Here is a 17,828-nt window from a genome sequence, read left to right as displayed (position 1 = left end):
AGGCAGGAACACTTAATTCAATGGTTCAGTTCTGAAGTTCCTGCGATAGCTCTGCGGGGTTTCTCCCGTAATTCGTTTAAAGACAGCGTAAAATGAATCTACATCCCGGTAACCTACAAGTTCAGCAATTAAACTGACTTTATGTTGTGAATTCTTCAGCAATTCACAGCTTTTTTGTATGCGCAAATGTTGTAGATAAGCACCAAATGTCCGCCCGGTATGGGTCACGAACATGCGCCCAATATGTCTTTCGCTCCAACCAGAAATACTCACCAGTTCGCTTAGACGGATTCGTTCGTTCACATGTTGGTCCAGGTAATGAAGGATATGTTCCATATCAGTCGCATTTTCCTTCTCTTTGCAGGTAGCTTGATGGATCTGTCTGTAAGTCGTCACGACGAGTTGGCTAACAAGCGTATACAGGATCGTGGAAGAGCCGATTCCCGGAACGGCAGATTCGCGGTACAGTTTTACCATTAATTCTTCCATCCGTTGGCTGTAATCTGTGATGGATACATAAGGAACCCGATTCTTTTCCAGGTCTGTCAGATGGTTTCGAATCTCCTGCTCCTGAATAATAATGGACAGGGTGTGGATCAGTTCGGAGTTGAACAGACAGTTATAGATAATGAGTGGATGCTCTGATACATTCGCAGTAGCTGGGCGGAATACGTGAGGAACGCCGACTGGAATGACAAATAACATCCCTTTGTGTACCGGAATAATATCGTCACCAATGTGATGAAAGCCTTTTCCTTCTGCCACATAACTATACTCAACAAACTCGTGTGCGTGAAAAGGAACCACAAAATCCTCGGAACATCGGTTCACGAACAGCTTCAGATTATTCTGGAAAAAGGATTCGCTCTTAAACAGTTGTACGGTTGGATTCACGGAATAGCCTCCTTAGTTGGAATGACCAGATTACCGGGTTAAACTGTCCTCATTGCCGGGTATTTCCGATCACAGAATCGATATAATTATATCGTAACCTTGAATTGGAAACCACGATGGAAAGGGATGTTTCTCTGATGTTGACCGTAAGTCATCTGCGTTGTGAGTATAGAATAAATCCGATTGGACTAGATATCACGTCACCCAGATTAAGCTGGCATTTGCAATCCGATCACAGAAATTGTGTACAGTCAGATTATCAAATTCAGTTGTCACGGACGGAAGATTTTGCTCAGTTTGAATGGGATTCCGGCAAAAAGAGCTCTGATCAATCCATTCATGTTGAACTGGACTACTGGGTGCCTGAAGCACGAACCCGCTACTATTATCGCATTCGTGCCTGGGATCGTGCAGGAGATGAATCGGACTGGTCGGATATAGCGTATTTCGAGACGGGATTCATGGGTAGTGAAGATGCCTGGCAGGCGGAGTGGATCACAGTCGATCCTTCCTCTCAGCAGGATGAGTCTTGCCCACGGCTGCGTACCTTGTTTGAACTGAAAAAGCCTGTAGCTTCGGCAAGAATATATGTGACTGCACTTGGATTGTACGAACTTCATCTGAATAATCAGCGAGTGGGCGAAGCGTACTTCACCCCGGGCTGGACCAGTTATAGTAAGCGGTTGCAATATCAGGTTTATGATGTTACCGATCGGCTTCAGAATGGACAGAATATACTCGGTGCTTATCTGGGAGATGGCTGGTACAAAGGACATTTGGGATGGGAGAAAAAGCAGAAGATATACGGAACGAATGCAGGTTTGCTGCTGGAACTTCATATTCATTATACCGATGGTTCAGAAGAACGTATTATTTCGGATCGAAACTGGAAGAGTTCCCCCAGCGCTATTCGCAGTTCGGACATTTATATGGGGGAAACGTATGATGCACGTATGGAATCCGAATGGCAAGATTCATCCTCAGTCCAATGGTCGCCAGTACGTGTGCTGGATTACTCGAAGGAGATTATTATTGCACAAGAGAACGTTCCCGTAACGCCAATAGAGCAAATTAAACCTATCGCTTTGCTTACAACTCCACTGGGGGAACGTGTGCTGGATATGGGACAGAATATGGTCGGTTGGGTGAGATTCAGAATTCAGGGTGAAACGGGTCATACGGTTGAGTTGCTACATGCCGAGATATTGGATCATCAGGGTAATTTCTACACTGAAAACCTGCGTGGGGCAACGCAGTGCATTCGTTATACCCTAAAAGGCGGTGGAGTGGAGACGTACGAGCCACGTTTCACATTTCAGGGATTCCGTTATGTGAAGTTGATTGGATTCCCAGACGAGATTCGGCTCGAGGATTTCACAGGTGTAGTTATGCATTCCAATATGGAACGAACCGGTGATTTCAAAAGCTCCAGTTCACTCGTGAATCAGCTTCATCACAATATATTGTGGGGGCAAAAAGGGAATTTCGTTGACGTTCCGACAGATTGTCCGCAGCGTGATGAGCGGCTGGGCTGGACGGGAGACGCGCAGATGTTTATACGAACATCCTCATACCTGATGAATACGGCGCCTTTTTTCACCAAATGGCTGAGGGATCTGCAGGCGGATCAGGGGGAGGATGGAGGCATTCCTTTCTACGTTCCTGATTTGAGAAGTTCCACGTCAGACGGATGGGGGGATACGAATCATTCTTCCGCTGCCTGGGGGGATGCCGCGGTGATCTGTCCATGGACGATCTACGAGATGTACGGTGATGTCAGGCTGTTGGCCGAGCAATATGACAGCATGAAGCGCTGGATTAATTACATTCATGCTCAAGGAGAGAATCCTTACTTGTGGAATACTGGCTTCCACTTCGGGGATTGGCTCGGGCTGGATTCCAAGCCGGACAGCTATATTGGGGCTACAGATAAGGATTTCGTAGCAACTGCATTCTACGCCTATTCTGTTTCTCTAACACGGAAGGCGGCTGAGGTGTTAGGGAAAGCGGAAGATGTAACTTATTTTGATAATCTGCATGACAACATTGTTGCTGCCTTTCAAGATGAATTTGTGACACCTGCGGGCAAACTTGCAGTTCCCACTCAGACTGCCCATGTACTTGCTTTGCATTTTGACCTATTGGATTCTGCAGCTCGGAAACGTACCATTGATCAGTTGGGAAAACTGGTTGCGGACGCTGGAAACCACTTAACCACCGGATTTGTTGGAACACCTTATCTGAATCCGGTATTGAGTGATACGGGAAATCATGATCTGGCCTATACGCTGCTCTTTCAGGAAGACTATCCATCCTGGTTATATCAAGTGACACAAGGTGCAACTACGGTTTGGGAGCATTGGGACGGAATCAGGGAGGATGGCAGTCTGTGGAGTGCAGACATGAATTCCTTCAACCATTATGCATACGGCGCCATAGGGGAGTGGTTATATCGTTATGTTGCCGGAATTAACACAGATGAGCAACAGCCCGGGTTCCGCATCGTACACATCGAGCCCAAACCAGGACCAGGACTGGAGTGGGTCGAAGCGAGTTTCGAGACCATGTACGGTTCTGTCACATCCAACTGGTATCGCCGCGATAATAACGAGATGGAGGTTCGTGTGACCATTCCTGCCAATACGACAGGCACGCTCCTTCTTCCTGGAGCAGATGTACAGACAGTTCTGGAGAACGGAAAAGCTGTGGACCAAGTAGCGGACATTCACGAAATTCAAACGCAGGGATCAGATGTACGAATTGCTCTGGGATCAGGAAGCTATCAATTCACATACAAGGTAATTAAAGCAGATCAGGAAGTGCACGCACAACAGGTGGAATCAGTATAACTGGTGTGCATTAGAGGAATAAGCAAGCAGGATCGTGAACTAATATAATAGCGAAAGCTGGACCGAGTAGAGGATCTGCACACGCAGGTTCTCTTTTTTTTACTTGGACAGAGAAATTTTTCTTCATTTTGATACGAGGACCACAATATTAATGCAATGAAGGGAGAAAGATAAAGTTGACGACTGGAAAAATTCTAGGTATTGCCTACAATGTCATTCCTGTAACAAATGTAGAGCAGTCAGCAGCATGGTTCGTGAACCATTTTGGATTTAATATTAGACAGCCAAGAGAAGGCTATATCAGCCTCTTTAGAGACAATAGACCAATTCTCGATCTGATTGAAAGTGATCATGAATCCAGAGCCGTATTTCAAGTGAAGCAGAAGAAGAGATGGGTCATCACCTTTTTTACAGACGATATCGTTAAACTCCATACTGAACTCACTGCTAGTCAAGTTCGTGTTGGCAAAGTTAGTGATGAGGGCATATACGGAAAGTTCTTTACATTCGAGGATCTGGACGGTAATCTGTTCGACGTCTGGGAGCATCATGACTGTGAATTAGTATATTAGGGTGAAGGAGCATAGCAATATCAATATGAGTAAGGAGGACGTATTTAGAATGAGCAAAGAAAAAGTTAGACTAGTCAAACCTTCAGCTGAATATAAAGAAACGTATGCAGCATTTTATGAAGACTGGGTTGCAAGCGGAGAATCAATGGTACCGTGGGTCATTTCGAAAGAGCCCTATCCTTTTGAAGAGATGTTAGCTTTTTTGGAACGCAGTGAACAAGGCATCGATATTCCTGAGGGCTGGGTTAGGGACAGTACATACTGGCTCGTGACGGAGAGTGATCGAGTTGTTGGAGTCGTAAATATACGACATGAATTGAATGAGAAGCTGTTCCATAGCGGAGGGCATATTGGTTATGGAATTCGTCCAGGCGAGAGGCAAAACGGATACGGTGCAGAGATCCTCAAGCTTTCCTTGGAAATTACCAAAGATCTTGGGATTCCCAAAGTATTAGTCGTATGTGACGCACATAATGAGGCATCCAGAAGAGTTATTCTTCGTAACGGGGGCATCCAGGATCAAGACTATGTAGAACCTGACGGGAATATCGTTGAGCGGTTCTGGATAGGTAAATAGCTAATGTCGAATAATGCTGAATCTTGTTGTAATTTAACAAAAATAATATAGATCATGATTGTAATACCCACGTCTGCTGATTAAAATAAAGGTTAGAATCTGGATTGCGGCCGGAAACTATCATCCTATCAGGCATAAGTGAGGTTTTATTATGAATCAACCGGTTAATCGGCCCCGGCGTATTGAGTATCTGGATCTCTATCGTGCTTTTGCAATTATGGCAGTGGTCGCCATTCATGCGACTTCAACAGCAGTTGCACATTATCCCAAGCACACGTTGGATCATAACTTTTATTATTTTTGGAACAGCTTTCTGCAATTCGCCGTACCTGCATTCCTGTTTCTGTCCTCATTGGTGTTGTTCTACAATTACAGCTCCAAGATAAAGGAAAAGGGCTGGATGCCCGCTTTTTATAAAAAGCGATTATTTTATGTTTTTGTGCCTTATCTGGCCTGGTCACTCATTTATTTTATCGTCAAACAATGGCTAGCAGGCAAAGAACCTCTGGCACATGTGAAGCAGTTCTCGGAGCAATTGTTAACCGGTACTGCACACACGCATTTATATTTTTTTCTGATTATTTTGCAATTTTATGTGGTGTTTCCACTACTTCTATCGTTAACACGTTATCGTTTGTTTAATCAATATTTACCTTTGTTCTTTATTGCTACGCAGGCTGTTTTTTACGCGTTGCATTTGCAGTTTCATTTCTCACGGATGGGGAGTTTGCTGCCCAGTTACCTAATTGTTATTGGATTCGGTGCATGGATTGGGTTGAACTTCGATGCGGCTTTGAAGAAATTGTTCTCGTACCGTTATGTGCTGATTGCTGCATTGTTGAGCGGAGGAGCAGTGTTTATTTACGGTAATACTTATATAAAAACGGCTTTCGCCGCAACTCCGGCGCTAACCTATACGTTGCTATTTCTATTCCGTAATCTGTTTACTCTCTCAGCCTGCTTACTCTTACTGATCGTATGTGAACGAATAGGTGCATGGAAACAGAATGGATCTAATCGGACAACTCGCATTCTGAACTCTTTGGGTACGGTGGCGTTTGGTGTATTCTTAATACACCCATTAGTGCTCTTGTTCTGGAGAAGAGAACTCACCGTGGAACTCGCCCCACACTTCAGTCTTGGTATTATGCTGTCTTATGTTGTGGCGATTTTGCTCTCATGGATTATTGCCATGGGACTTCGTCGAATGAAGTGGGGATGGGTTCTGATCGGACGTTAACGTTTGGCAGACTGTGTAACGATGAATATAAAGTAAAACCGAAAAAGAGATTTCAAGCCCTGAACATTCAGCGGGTGACTTGAAATCTCTTTTTTATTTGTCGAAGAGGCGTTATTATGGACTAATGTCCATAAAATTCAAGTAATGGAATACATGTTGTTAATGTCAGGAGTGGTGGAATGAAGTTCATCATTATTTTTGGTCCACAGGCTGTAGGGAAAATGACGGTGGGTCAGGAATTGGAGAAGATCACCGATCTGAAATTGTTTCACAATCATATGACGATTGAATTGGTGTCACCTTATTTCAGTTATGGTACACCTCAAGGAAAGAGACTTGTTAATCTGTTCCGTCAGGAGATTTTTGAAGAAGTGGCGAAGAGCGAGCTGCCCGGTTTGATTTTTACATTTGTGTGGGCATTCGATATGAAAGAGGATTGGGAGTACATTTGCAAAGTCTGTGCGTTGTTTGAGTCCAGAGGTGCAGAGGTATGTTATGTTGAACTGGAGGCTGATCTGGCGGAACGATTGGAGCGTAACAAGAGCCCATATCGGCTGCTGCACAAAGCAACGAAGCGTAATGTCGAATGGTCAGAGCAGGATCTGCTTTCGAGTATGGAGAAATATCGATTGAACTCCGAGCCTGGAGAAATTACGCATGAGCATTATATTCGGATTAATAACACTGACAAGAGCCCGAAAGACGTGGCACAGCTAATCCAAGAACGATTCAAACTGTAATTGAAAGTGGAGGGGAAAAGCATGTATATCATTTTGGCTTTAATAGTAGGATTTGTTCTGTGTCTTCTGATGCCATATGGTACGATTCTGGCAGGCGCGATTATATTTGCACTTGTTGCAGACAATTATCGTCAGACCATGAGTATGCGCGAGGATATTCGATCCATCAAGCATCATCTAGGATTGATGCACAAGGGCGAAGCGGAAGAGTACCAGATCGATAAACAGTTAACGGATATCGAACACTTGGATTCGGACCAGTTGAAGATCATTAATCGAAGAATCGAAGCAGAACTGGAGAAGGAAAGCAAAAAGAATAAATCATGATGAACCGACTACACGAAAAATGAAGAAATAGAGTGCCAATGGATTCGAGAGATGATATATGTCTGCAAAAAAGTGAGAAAAGCGTGACGAAATAATGATAATTAATTTTTTTGTATGCAATTTTTCATCATTCGGACACATTAAGTCCTCCTCTAAGGAGGGCTTTTTTGTTTATTTATGATCCGAATTCAACAGAATTTCAAGAAGCATATTAGCCAAAATATAGTGAATAAGTGCAAGCACTTTTTATCTGAACTGGCGCGAAAATGTTCATGAACGTATCTATAAATTTTGGCTTATTAATGGACGAAGTGGAAGGCGAGGAATAGGCTGAATGATACAGATCTAATACAGACAGGTATTGAAATTCTGGATCTGGAGCTCTGGGTGCAAGTATAATTCCCTGGATAAGATGTCATGCTAAGGGAGTACTTATAATGGGAAGGTAGATAGATACAGAATGATTATTCGCAAACAGAAAAAAATACAAAGCAGATAAACAGATTCATTTATGCCTTCAGAAAGTGTTTTTTTAGGTGGAAAGCATCATCGATTTTTTTGTTGCACAATGTAGAAAAATGTAATACCATGAACGCACATATAGTTAACATTGAAGTGAAATGGGCAAGGCCAGTGACCTCATGGAAGGCACGGTTTGCCTTTTTCTGTATATTGGAGTGGATAAAGTGAAGATCGAGAAGGTGTTAAACAATAATGCTGTAGTTGCGATTAAAGATGAACGTGAAGTCATCGTTATTGGCCGGGGAATTGCTTTTCATAAGCGAGCCGGCGATGAGGTGTCGGAGCAGCATATTGATAAGATATTTACTTTACAGAATGAAAATATTCAGGAAAATTTCAAGGCATTAATCGCGAGCATACCACTGGAATACATGAAAGTGTCTGAAGAGATTATTGCCTATGCCAAGCTGAAGCTTGGGAAAAAGCTAAACGAGAGTATCTATCTACATCTGACGGATCATATTCATTTTGCCATTGAACGTTATCGTAACAATCTGCCCATCCGTAATGGACTGCTGTGGGAGACCAAGCAGCTCTACAAGGACGAATATGAGGTAGGGCTGGAAGCGTTAAATATGATTTGTGATCAGTTTGGTGTGCTTTTGCCGGAAGATGAGGCGGGGTTTATGGCACTTCATTTTGTAAATGCAGCACTTAACGAAGAGATGCCTAACATCCGAAGCATGACTCAGGTCATGCAGGAGATTTTGACGATCATCAAATATCATTTCAAAATGGACTTTGACGAGAACTCATTGAATTATTATCGATTTGTGACTCATCTGAAGTTTTTCGCCCAACGGCTGGTAAAAGGCAAGCATTATAAGAGCAACAACGACGATGAGTTATTCGAGATGATTCAGAAAAAATATCCTGAAGCGCACAAGTGCTCGGAGAAGATTAGAAAATTCATTGAAAATAACTACACGTATCAACTGACTAACGAAGAAATGATGTATTTAACCATTCATATTGAGCGTGTGGTGCATGCCACTTCAGAGTAACGATATTACAAAATAAAGATTCTTAAAAAAACGCTTGCAAAAGATTAGAAGTTATTATATTATGAATCCATAAAGTAAGCGCATACATCAATCGGGTTGTAACTGTTCAATCAGGCAATTCCGATACTTCCGACCACTCTGGGTCCGTAAAGATGGGTTGCAACTTACTTTAAGATGAAGTTGTTAATGCTACAACTGAATATCGCTGTGTACAGCCTTACAGGGTTGCAACCGTTAAGGGCAAAACCTGAATTGCTGAATATCACGACTTGTTTCCGGATTTTTCGGTGCGTTGTGTATGTTCAGTAGTTCAGGTTTTCTTTGTTTCACAAGCATCGGGAGTCTACTTAGAGAGGGAGAATTACTATGAACTACGATCAACTGGCCAAAGACATCTTGTCTGGTGTAGGCGGAGCTAAAAACGTAAACAGTGTATTCCATTGCGTAACGAGATTGCGCTTTAAACTCAAAGATGAAAGCGTTGCTAAAACGGAAGAACTTAAAAATCTGCCGGGTGTCATTACCGTCATGCAGAGTGGTGGACAATATCAGGTCGTAATCGGCAATGAAGTGCCGGATGTATATAAAGCTGTTGTAAAAGCTGGTAATCTGCCTGCTGAGGGCCAGGTTCCAGAAGAACAGGAAAGTTCTGGTAACAAGGGGAGTTTGTTTAGTCGCTTTATTGATATGATTTCTGGTGTCTTCACTCCGCTGCTTGGACTGCTGGCTGCGACGGGGATGATCAAAGGTTTTACAGCCATGTTTTTGTCCTTCGGATGGATAGCGGACACATCAGGTACGTACCATCTGCTGAATGCAACGGGCGACTGTCTGTTCTACTTCTTCCCGGTATTCCTGGGTTATACGGCCATCAAAAAATTTGGCGGCTCACCGTTCCTCGGTATGGCGATTGGAGCTACACTCGTATATCCTACGCTGTCCGGTTTGACTGCGGGTGATCCACTGTATACGTTGTTCGCAGGTACATTATTTGAATCACCAATTCACATTACGTTCTTGGGTATTCCTGTAATCCTGATGAATTACTCATCATCAGTTATTCCGATCATTATCGCTACATTCTTTGCAGTGAAAATAGAGAAATTCTTCAAAAATGTTATTCCTAAAGTGGTTAGTACGTTCCTGGTTCCATTCTTCACACTGCTGGTTATCGTTCCTGCAACATTCCTTGTAATTGGTCCAATATCCACATGGGCAGGTCAATTGATTGGTGCGGGAGCAACAGGAATCTATGAATTAAGCCCACTCGTTACAGGTTTGGTCATTGGCGGTTTGTGGCAAGTGTTTGTATTGTTTGGTCTTCACTGGGGACTCGTACCAGTCATGCTTCTGAACCTGAGTACGTCCGGTTCTGACCCAGTGGTTGCGATGTCTTTCGCCGCTTCCTTTGCCCAAATTGGTGCAGTACTCGCCGTTATGTTAAAAACCAAAAATGCCAAATTGAAATCATTAAGTATTCCAGCTTTCATCTCGGGGATCTTCGGTGTAACTGAGCCAGCCATCTATGGTGTGACACTTCCACTGAAAAAACCATTTATCATGAGCTGTATCGCAGGTGGTATTGGAGGCGGAATTCTAGGATTATTCGGATCGAAAATGTACATGTTTGGCGGACTTGGCGTATTCGGCTATCCGACCTTCATCAACTCAAAAACAGGCGTTGATTCCGGGTTCTACATGGCTCTTGTAGCTACAGCGGTTGCGTTCATCCTTGGTTTTGTTCTTACGTATGTTGTTGGTTTCAAAGACAAAGCAGACGCAGTTCCAGCGCCAACACCTGTACTTGATCCAAACCCGAACAACAGATATGAAATTTTCAGCCCAATGGCTGGTGAAGTGGTTGAACTGAAAGAGATCAATGATGTTACCTTTGCAGGAGAGCATATGGGTAAAGGGATTGCGATTCGTCCAACCAGCGGCAGAGTCGTATCTCCAATCATGGGTGTCGTACAAACGGTATATCGCACCAAACACGCCATTGGACTTGTCACTGATGATGGTGTTGAGATGCTGATTCATATCGGACAGGATACTGTGCAATTGAAAGGTCAGCATTTCACAGCTCATGTAAAAGATGGCGACCGCGTTAATGTGGGCGATCTGATCATGGAATTTGATCTGCAAGCGATCAAGGATGCCGGATATGAGACGGTTACACCGATTATTATTACGAACACGTCCAATTATCTGGATGTAGTAGGCACGAAGGATGCATCTGTGAAAGAGAAAGACAAATTGCTTACAGTGCTCGGTTAAATGAACGTTCATTATGGATAGGAGGTAGACGTGAATGTATAAAAAATTAACAGCCTTCCCGGAGAATTTTCTCTGGGGAGGAGCAACGGCCGCGAACCAGCTTGAAGGAGCCTATCTTGAAGGTGGCAAAGGGTTAACTACGGTTGACCTGATCCCCACGGGGGCTAATCGCTTCCCGATTGCTTTGGGAAATCTCAATTCATATGAGCCCAAAGATGGCGAGTTTTATCCTTCGCATGAAGCGATTGATTTCTATCATCGATACAAAGAAGATATCGCACTATTTGCGGAAATGGGATTCAAGTGCTTCAGGCTCTCTGTAGCCTGGGCACGGATTTTCCCTAATGGCGATGACGCTGAGCCGAACGAGGCGGGATTGCAGTTTTACGATGATGTCTTCGACGAATTATTGAAGTACAATATTGAACCTGTGGTCACAATCTGTCACTTTGATGTCCCTGTACATCTGGTCGAAACGTATGGCGGGTGGAAGAACCGTAATATGATTGGTTTCTTTGAGACTTATGCCAAGACATTGTTCGATCGTTACAAGGACAAGGTGAAATACTGGATGACGTTTAATGAAATCAATATGCTGCTGCATCTTCCGTACATTGGAGCGGGTATTGTTCTCCAGGAAGGTGAGAATAAAGAGCAGGTTCTCTATCAGGCAGCGCATCATGAATTGGTTGCTAGTGCTTTGGCTGTGAAAGCCTGTCACGAGATCATTTCAGGTGCGCAGATTGGTTGCATGCTAGCAGCAGGCATGGTCTATCCGTACACTTCCAATCCAGACGATGTATGGAAAGCCATGGAGCAGGATCGGGAGTCGTTCTTCTTTATCGATGTTCAGTCCAAAGGAGCGTATCCTGGGTATACGAAGCGTTTCTTCAGAGAACACGAAATTGTGATTGATATGCAGCCGGAAGATGCAGATATTCTCATGCAGAATACAGTCGATTATATCGGATTCAGTTATTACGCCAGCCGCTGTACAAGTACCGATCCGGAGATTTTGAAGGATTCGACCGAAGGTAATGTGTTTGGTTCAGTGAAGAACCCGTATCTTCAAGCTTCCGAATGGGGCTGGACGATTGATCCGAAGGGTCTTCGAATTACCTGTAACCAGCTGTATGATCGCTATGGCAAACCATTGTTTATTGTGGAAAATGGGCTTGGTGCAACGGATGTTTTACTAGACAATGACATCGTTGAAGACGATTACCGCATTGATTATCTGAATCGTCATTTTGCCGAGATGGCTGAAGCCATTCAGGATGGGGTTGAGCTTCTGGGTTACACGAGCTGGGGACCGATTGATCTGGTCAGCGCGGGTACAGGGGAGATGAAAAAACGTTACGGTTACATTTATGTAGACCGGAACAATGATGGAAGCGGCTCACTTCGCAGAGTGAAAAAGAAAAGTTTCCATTGGTACAAAGAGGTTATTGCCAATAATGGAGCGCAATATTTTTAACTCCAGGTGTAGTCCCTTTCGAATATTACAAAGAGCAGTCTCGTTGACACGGGATTGCTCTTTGCTTATGAGGGATGAATTTGACTCATAATTTGTTTCATATATATAATGAAAAGATCAAGAGAATCTTATCACTTAAGAAGGGAGGAGCATCCAATCATGAAGAAAAAATCACTTGCGTTTATATCTCCGGGATATGGATACTCCACTGCTGTCTTTTTCTAGAACCTATTCCAAGGGAGAAGTGTGCCCAAATGAGGAAGAAAACTAGGGAATATCGCAGAAAAATCTTAAGAATGACGAGGTAATCAACATGAAAACCGACAAAATTACTAGAAAAAATCCAGCTAATATGCCAGCTCCTGTAGGACAGTACACGCATATTACAAGAATTCCGAGGAATGCAGAGTTATTCGTGACGTCGGGTCAAATTGGAGCAGATCGTAGCGGACACTTTCCGGACGGTCTGAATGAGCAAGTCACGAATACATTCAATAATATTAAAACAGTACTCGAATCCGAGCATTTAGATGCTGAACATATTATCAAAGTTAACGTATGGGCGACGGAGAAGATCGATTGGGATTTCTTATACGCTGAGTGGGGACAATTATTCAGTCAGGATTATCCTGCGATGACAATTGGATATATTACGGAGTTAGGTCTACCCGAAATTAAAATTGAAATCGAAATATGGGCAGCAAAAGTGTAGAACCAAATAAACTTCTTTAAACCATGGAGCTTCGATAGAAGCCCCATGGTTTTTTTGATTTCTTTATTCGTGAGAAACGGAAATGGCGATGATCCATGCCATCAAGAGTGAATGTAATTGTGTTATGGCACTTGCAGACTCTGATAGGCATTCAGTCGCCCATATGTCCAGTAGACACCAGAGCCGGATACGGGATCGGATGCGAAGCATAAGGCATCACGAATCTGCGCATTAGTTTTCCCACGGGAAGCCAGCAATGCAGCTACTCCCGCTACATGGGGAGCGGCCATGGACGTTCCGCTTAGATAGGCATATGAGCCACCCAGGTATGTGGACAGAATGGTATCACCCGGTGCAGCCATATCTACCCACGATCCGTAGTTTGAGAAATTCGATTTGAGGTCGGAAGGATTGGTTGAAGCTACCGCAATGACATTGGGATAAGATGCAGGTACAATCGGATACGAAGTATTATCATTACCTGCTGCCGCGATAATGACAGCGCCCCGATCCCATGCATATTGCACGGCAGCCTGAAGAAAGGCTTCACCCGTTGGTCCACCGAGACTCAGGTTAACGACTTGAATACCGTTGTTGGCCGCATAAACAAGTCCGTTTCCGACGTTACCCGTTGTACCTTGTCCATTGTTATCCAACACACGCAGCGGGACAATCGAAGCGAGTGGTGCCACACCTGCAATGCCAACTCCGTTATTGGTTATAGAAGCCGCAATTCCAGCTACATGGGTACCGTGTCCGTTACCGTCTTCGGGAATATTATCATAATCAACGTAATCGTATCCGGGAAGGAGCTTGCCAGCGAGCTCTGGATGGTTTAACTGCACACCAGTGTCAATGATCGCGATTTTCACCGAACTGTTACTTTGGGAAATATCCCAGGCAGCAGGAGCATTGATTTTTTGCAAGTTGTATTGGTAAGGGAAAAACGGGTCATTTGGTGTAAACGATGCCTGAAGGTAGTAGTTAGGTTCAGCGTGCTCAATGAGCACATGATCCTTGTAGTGTTTTAACATACGTTGCATTTTCTTTCTTGATTCAAGGCGATACCAGCCCAGATCTTCATACGTTTCGGCTACGTTGCATTTTGCTTTTTTATGCAGAGTGTGCATCTCGTCAGCTGTCGTACCTTCCTTGAACTTGATTAACAGCTGCTTGGGTGCGTGGGGATAAAACTTTTTGGCGGCAAGTTTATCTTCCACATAACGATAGACGAACCCAATTGCCAGCAGAGCTGCAGCAGACATTCCAAGCGATAACCACATATGTTCTTCCCCCTCGAATTTGATTGATGACACGCCTTATCGTATGCGAACCCTATCAAATCGCGCGGGCTTTCTGCTATTTTGGTTAGGAGTTTAGATAGATTGATAGGAAGAGTTTATTTCGGTAGAATTGTAAGCAGAGAGCGAACTTGCGTTTCGTTGGGTTCGTATACGGAGCTGAAACGGGCTCGAATCTAAGAATAAGGAATGTGGATGTTGTGACACAGCTTCAGGTCGTACCGAGAGTGATAGCTATTCAAGAGCACCAAATGAAAGATGCAATTGATTTTGCCATGCGTGTACGCAAAGAAGTATTTCCAATGCTGGATCATGAGGAATTACCTGTAGATCTGGAGCAATTCAAAGAACATTATCTGGATTCAGCCGTTACTGTCTTTCTAGTTGCGGTCACGGAAGATAATGAGATCGTGGGTTCCATCGGTATCCTGCCTTATGATGGGCGTATCGAAGCTGTGAATGGACGATATCCTGAGCAGTCTGCCGCCGAAATTGTGAAATGTTATGTGGATTCTAAATATCGCAGATACGGTATCGGTTCACTCCTCGTAAGAGAACTGGAGAAAGTGGTGGCAGAGCTGCACTACACAACCTTGTATTTGCATACACATCGCTTTTTGCCTGGTGCCGTGGATTTCTGGAAACGTCAGGGATATGTGGTTGTAGTGGAACAGGACGATGATTGGCAGACGGCGCATATGGACAAATTGCTATAAAATAAGTAATTATGACTTTTTTTGCTTTGATGTACGAACTGCGGATACCGAAGGGGAATATAGGGTGATGCGTTTGGATTACTTTAATGGGGGATACGAGATGAGCACAACGAATCGCAAAATTGTTTTTATAGATATTGATGGCACATTGGTAGATGATGACGGTAACATTCCGGTTTCCGCACAACAGGCATGCAAACAGGCACGTGAAAATGGACATCTGCTTTATTTATGTACAGGACGATCGAAGGCGGAAATCTATGATTCTATTTGGGACGTAGGATTTGACGGTCTGATCGGTGCTGGTGGTGGATATGTTGAATTCGGTCAGGATGTGCTGTATCACAAAAGGGTAACGGCAGAAGATGTACGACATATGGTCGATTTTTTCAATGAACACCAGATTGACTTCTACCTCGAATCCAATTCGGCTTTGTACGCCAGCGCCAATCTTCAATCTCATCTGGAACGTCGCATTTATGGGGATGTAGAGAATGATCCCGGTGCCAGAGCGAAAAAAGAACAAAAGCCACATCCGTTTATTGCTGGTTTGACATATGGTGAAGCCGATTTATACAAGGACGACGTAAACAAAGTTTGTTTTCTGGAAAGCTCTACGATTCCGTTCAATCGAATCAAGCAGGAGTTCGAAGGCAAATTTGAAGTCATTCAGTGCACAGTGCCCATCTTCGGTGAAGGAAGCGGTGAACTGATGATCCCGGGCATTCATAAAGCCATTGCTATTGCAGATTTATTGGAGCATCTGGGTATGTCACGTGAAGATACACTTGCCATTGGGGATGGCATGAATGATGCGGAGATGCTGGAGTATTGTGCTGTAGGGATTGCGATGGGCAATGCCAAGCCAGGTCTCAAAGCCATTGCAGATGATATAACTGGAACTATTGAAGAAGATGGTTTGTACCACAGTTTTGTGAAATATGGATTGATTGAGTCCTAATCAACTTCAAATGAGTGGGGAGAGGTGAAACCAATGTCGGAAGGAATAAAAGTTGAGCTAGAAATAAGTGCATTCGGTCAGGAAACAGTTCCATCGTACGATGATTCGTTTCGTAAACATGAGATCGCAAGAACTCGGAATTTACCTAAAGAGACAACACTAGCGCAACTGGAAGAGATGTTGAAGGAAATGATGGCAGAGATCAAAGAGGATTTCCAGCAGCCGGAACAGTTATTAGCCAAAGTAACCTTAAGAGCCAAGGAAATAGATGGGGTATTGAAATATTTGGGTTAGGGACTCTTTTTCATAGAAATGTTCTAGACTCCGGACAAGGCCCAGTAGATAAATCCACCAAATAATCCGATGCAAAGTCCGGCGATGACTGATAAAAGGATAACAAATTTTTTTCCGTTCATAAACAACCCTCCCTCATGATTTTAACATATACGTATTGGTTGATGTTTTGTATTGTTATAGCATCTTCGAGGGGATTTAGGGTGGGGCGAATGTTAAGCTGATGGACATGAAGGAGAGAATTACATATTTCCTCCCACCTGACCGATATAAAATAGGTATGCCTATGACCAGAAAACGAAAGGAGTGCAGAACATGGATATTGCAGCATTATCAATGGCTATGAGTCAAGTCTCAGTGGCGCAGTCGGCGAGCTTGCAAGTTATGTCAATGTCGAAAGACATGGCAGAGCAGCAAGGTCAACAACTAACAGAAATGTTAAAGTCGGTTCCGGCTCCTCATCCTAATTTGGGTGGAAGTCTGGATATTTCGGTCTAGACGATATTTGAGTTTGCGTTCTCGCGTTAAATTTGCAGCAAGCAAAACCCAAAGGGCTCCAATTCCATTGAATTGAAGCCGTTTGGGTTGTTTATTTTCGTCTTAGTTTATTTCCGACAAGCTTGGCGATCTGCCTTCCAACGGAAGTGTATCCTTGAGCGTCCATAACTCATCGTAACTGGAAATCTGAAGATCGGCTTTGGATAAGTCCTGGTCACCTGATCCCGGATTACGGTATCCGATGCAGCGCATGCCTGCACTTTTGGCGGCCTGAACACCATTGCGCGAATCCTCAATGACAAGACAGTTCGAAGGGGATGCTCCAATCATTTCAGCTGTAGTCAGGAAAATATCTGGAGCCGGTTTGCCGTTCGTGACTTCCTCACCTGTCATTCGGACCTCAAAGTATTTTCCAAGTCCGGTCTTGTCCATGATCAGATCGATCAGTGCACGTGGAGATGAAGAAGCAACGGCTATCGGAATGTGCTGCTCATGCAGCCAGCTTAACCAGCGTTCCACAGAAGGCATGGCTGTCAGCTTCGGGTGAGCCAGCATCGTCTGCATCACATTATGTTGATGGTAGGCGAGGGCTTCTTCCACGGTAGCCGTCAACTGGTGCTTGTCCAACACTTGCCGCCACATCGATTCCAGCGTAACTCCAACATAGGTGTGATGTTCTTCCTCCGTCATTTTTGCGCCAAAATGGGCAAAAGAGCTGCGTTCAATCTCGAAATAAATCGGTTCGCTGTCAATCAGTACGCCATCCATGTCAAAAATGACCGCCTGAATGCTGTCATCCTTCGACTCTCCCAGCCCGTCAAACTCCTTGTTTGCTACCATGTTGTATTCCTCCTCCAGGATTCTGTA

General features: G+C 44.0%; 17 protein-coding genes. 14 read left to right on the top strand and 3 right to left on the bottom strand.

The genetic code is table 11. From position 1 onward, the window contains the following. Positions 1-12: 12 nt before the first annotated feature. Positions 13-894: a helix-turn-helix domain-containing protein gene (locus BLS14_RS09620; protein ID WP_090951306.1), complete on the bottom strand. Its 882-nt coding sequence runs from the start codon at positions 892-894 to the stop codon at positions 13-15. A gap of 137 nt (positions 895-1,031) precedes the next feature. Between BLS14_RS09620 and BLS14_RS09615 the strand changes: the two genes are divergently transcribed. The 10 genes from BLS14_RS09615 (at position 1,032) to BLS14_RS09570 (ending at position 13,191) form a co-directional block, all read left to right on the top strand. Further along, the gene (locus BLS14_RS09615) at positions 1,032-3,743 is read left to right on the top strand and encodes an alpha-L-rhamnosidase (protein WP_090951304.1); all 2,712 of its coding nucleotides are present in this window, start codon (positions 1,032-1,034) and stop codon (positions 3,741-3,743) included. Positions 3,744-3,919: 176 nt separating this feature from the next. Further along, positions 3,920-4,315, top strand: coding sequence for a VOC family protein (locus tag BLS14_RS09610; protein ID WP_064637040.1), 396 nt, complete (start codon positions 3,920-3,922; stop codon positions 4,313-4,315). A gap of 49 nt (positions 4,316-4,364) precedes the next feature. Further along, the gene (locus tag BLS14_RS09605) at positions 4,365-4,892 is read left to right on the top strand and encodes a GNAT family N-acetyltransferase (RefSeq protein ID WP_090951301.1); all 528 of its coding nucleotides are present in this window, start codon (positions 4,365-4,367) and stop codon (positions 4,890-4,892) included. A gap of 151 nt (positions 4,893-5,043) precedes the next feature. Next, positions 5,044-6,132, top strand: coding sequence for an acyltransferase (locus BLS14_RS09600; protein WP_090951298.1), 1,089 nt, complete (start codon positions 5,044-5,046; stop codon positions 6,130-6,132). A gap of 179 nt (positions 6,133-6,311) precedes the next feature. Continuing rightward, the gene (locus BLS14_RS09595) at positions 6,312-6,872 is read left to right on the top strand and encodes a DEAD/DEAH box helicase family protein (RefSeq protein WP_090951295.1); all 561 of its coding nucleotides are present in this window, start codon (positions 6,312-6,314) and stop codon (positions 6,870-6,872) included. A 21-nt stretch (positions 6,873-6,893) separates the two neighbouring features. Then, positions 6,894-7,199 (top strand): hypothetical protein, encoded by a 306-nt coding sequence (locus tag BLS14_RS09590; RefSeq protein WP_063563113.1) that lies wholly within the window; start codon positions 6,894-6,896, stop codon positions 7,197-7,199. Between the two features lie 686 nt (positions 7,200-7,885). Then, a complete protein-coding gene (licT, locus tag BLS14_RS09585; RefSeq protein WP_090951759.1) occupies positions 7,886-8,725 on the top strand; it encodes a BglG family transcription antiterminator LicT in 840 nt (279 codons plus the stop codon). 366 nt (positions 8,726-9,091) lie between these two features. Beyond that, complete coding sequence (locus BLS14_RS09580) at positions 9,092-11,002, top strand: beta-glucoside-specific PTS transporter subunit IIABC (protein WP_063563112.1); 1,911 nt, start codon at positions 9,092-9,094, stop codon at positions 11,000-11,002. A 34-nt stretch (positions 11,003-11,036) separates the two neighbouring features. Further along, positions 11,037-12,479: a 6-phospho-beta-glucosidase gene (locus BLS14_RS09575; RefSeq protein ID WP_090951293.1), complete on the top strand. Its 1,443-nt coding sequence runs from the start codon at positions 11,037-11,039 to the stop codon at positions 12,477-12,479. Between the two features lie 313 nt (positions 12,480-12,792). Next, positions 12,793-13,191 carry a RidA family protein gene (locus BLS14_RS09570; RefSeq protein WP_072733340.1) on the top strand — a complete coding sequence of 133 codons (399 nt, stop codon included), beginning with the start codon at positions 12,793-12,795 and terminating at the stop codon, positions 13,189-13,191. Positions 13,192-13,313: 122 nt separating this feature from the next. On the opposite strand, the gene BLS14_RS09565 is transcribed toward BLS14_RS09570, so the two are convergent. Next, positions 13,314-14,474: a S8 family peptidase gene (locus tag BLS14_RS09565; protein WP_072733339.1), complete on the bottom strand. Its 1,161-nt coding sequence runs from the start codon at positions 14,472-14,474 to the stop codon at positions 13,314-13,316. Between the two features lie 209 nt (positions 14,475-14,683). On the opposite strand from BLS14_RS09565, the gene BLS14_RS09560 reads away from it, so the two are divergent. The 4 genes from BLS14_RS09560 to BLS14_RS09545 all read left to right on the top strand — a co-directional run bounded on the left by BLS14_RS09560 (position 14,684) and on the right by BLS14_RS09545 (position 16,961). Further along, on the top strand, positions 14,684-15,208 hold the full coding sequence (locus BLS14_RS09560) for a GNAT family N-acetyltransferase (RefSeq protein ID WP_256336320.1): 525 nt from the start codon (positions 14,684-14,686) through the stop codon (positions 15,206-15,208). Between the two features lie 100 nt (positions 15,209-15,308). After that, positions 15,309-16,169, top strand: a complete 861-nt coding sequence (locus tag BLS14_RS09555) for a Cof-type HAD-IIB family hydrolase (protein WP_090951756.1) — start codon at positions 15,309-15,311, stop codon at positions 16,167-16,169. A 33-nt stretch (positions 16,170-16,202) separates the two neighbouring features. Further along, a complete protein-coding gene (locus tag BLS14_RS09550; RefSeq protein ID WP_090951290.1) occupies positions 16,203-16,463 on the top strand; it encodes a hypothetical protein in 261 nt (86 codons plus the stop codon). Positions 16,464-16,778: 315 nt separating this feature from the next. After that, positions 16,779-16,961: a YjfB family protein gene (locus BLS14_RS09545; RefSeq protein ID WP_024630505.1), complete on the top strand. Its 183-nt coding sequence runs from the start codon at positions 16,779-16,781 to the stop codon at positions 16,959-16,961. A 102-nt stretch (positions 16,962-17,063) separates the two neighbouring features. Here the strand turns inward: BLS14_RS09545 and BLS14_RS09540 are convergent, their stop codons facing one another. Then, positions 17,064-17,801, bottom strand: a complete 738-nt coding sequence (locus BLS14_RS09540) for an HAD family hydrolase (protein WP_072733338.1) — start codon at positions 17,799-17,801, stop codon at positions 17,064-17,066. Positions 17,802-17,828: the final 27 nt, after the last annotated feature.

Origin of the sequence: Paenibacillus sp. OK060 (genome assembly GCF_900101205.1) — a bacterium.
Classification (GTDB): domain Bacteria; phylum Bacillota; class Bacilli; order Paenibacillales; family Paenibacillaceae; genus Paenibacillus; species Paenibacillus marchantiae.
Note: the sequence above shows the minus strand (reverse complement) of the source record. Positions and strands in the feature narration are given on the sequence as shown.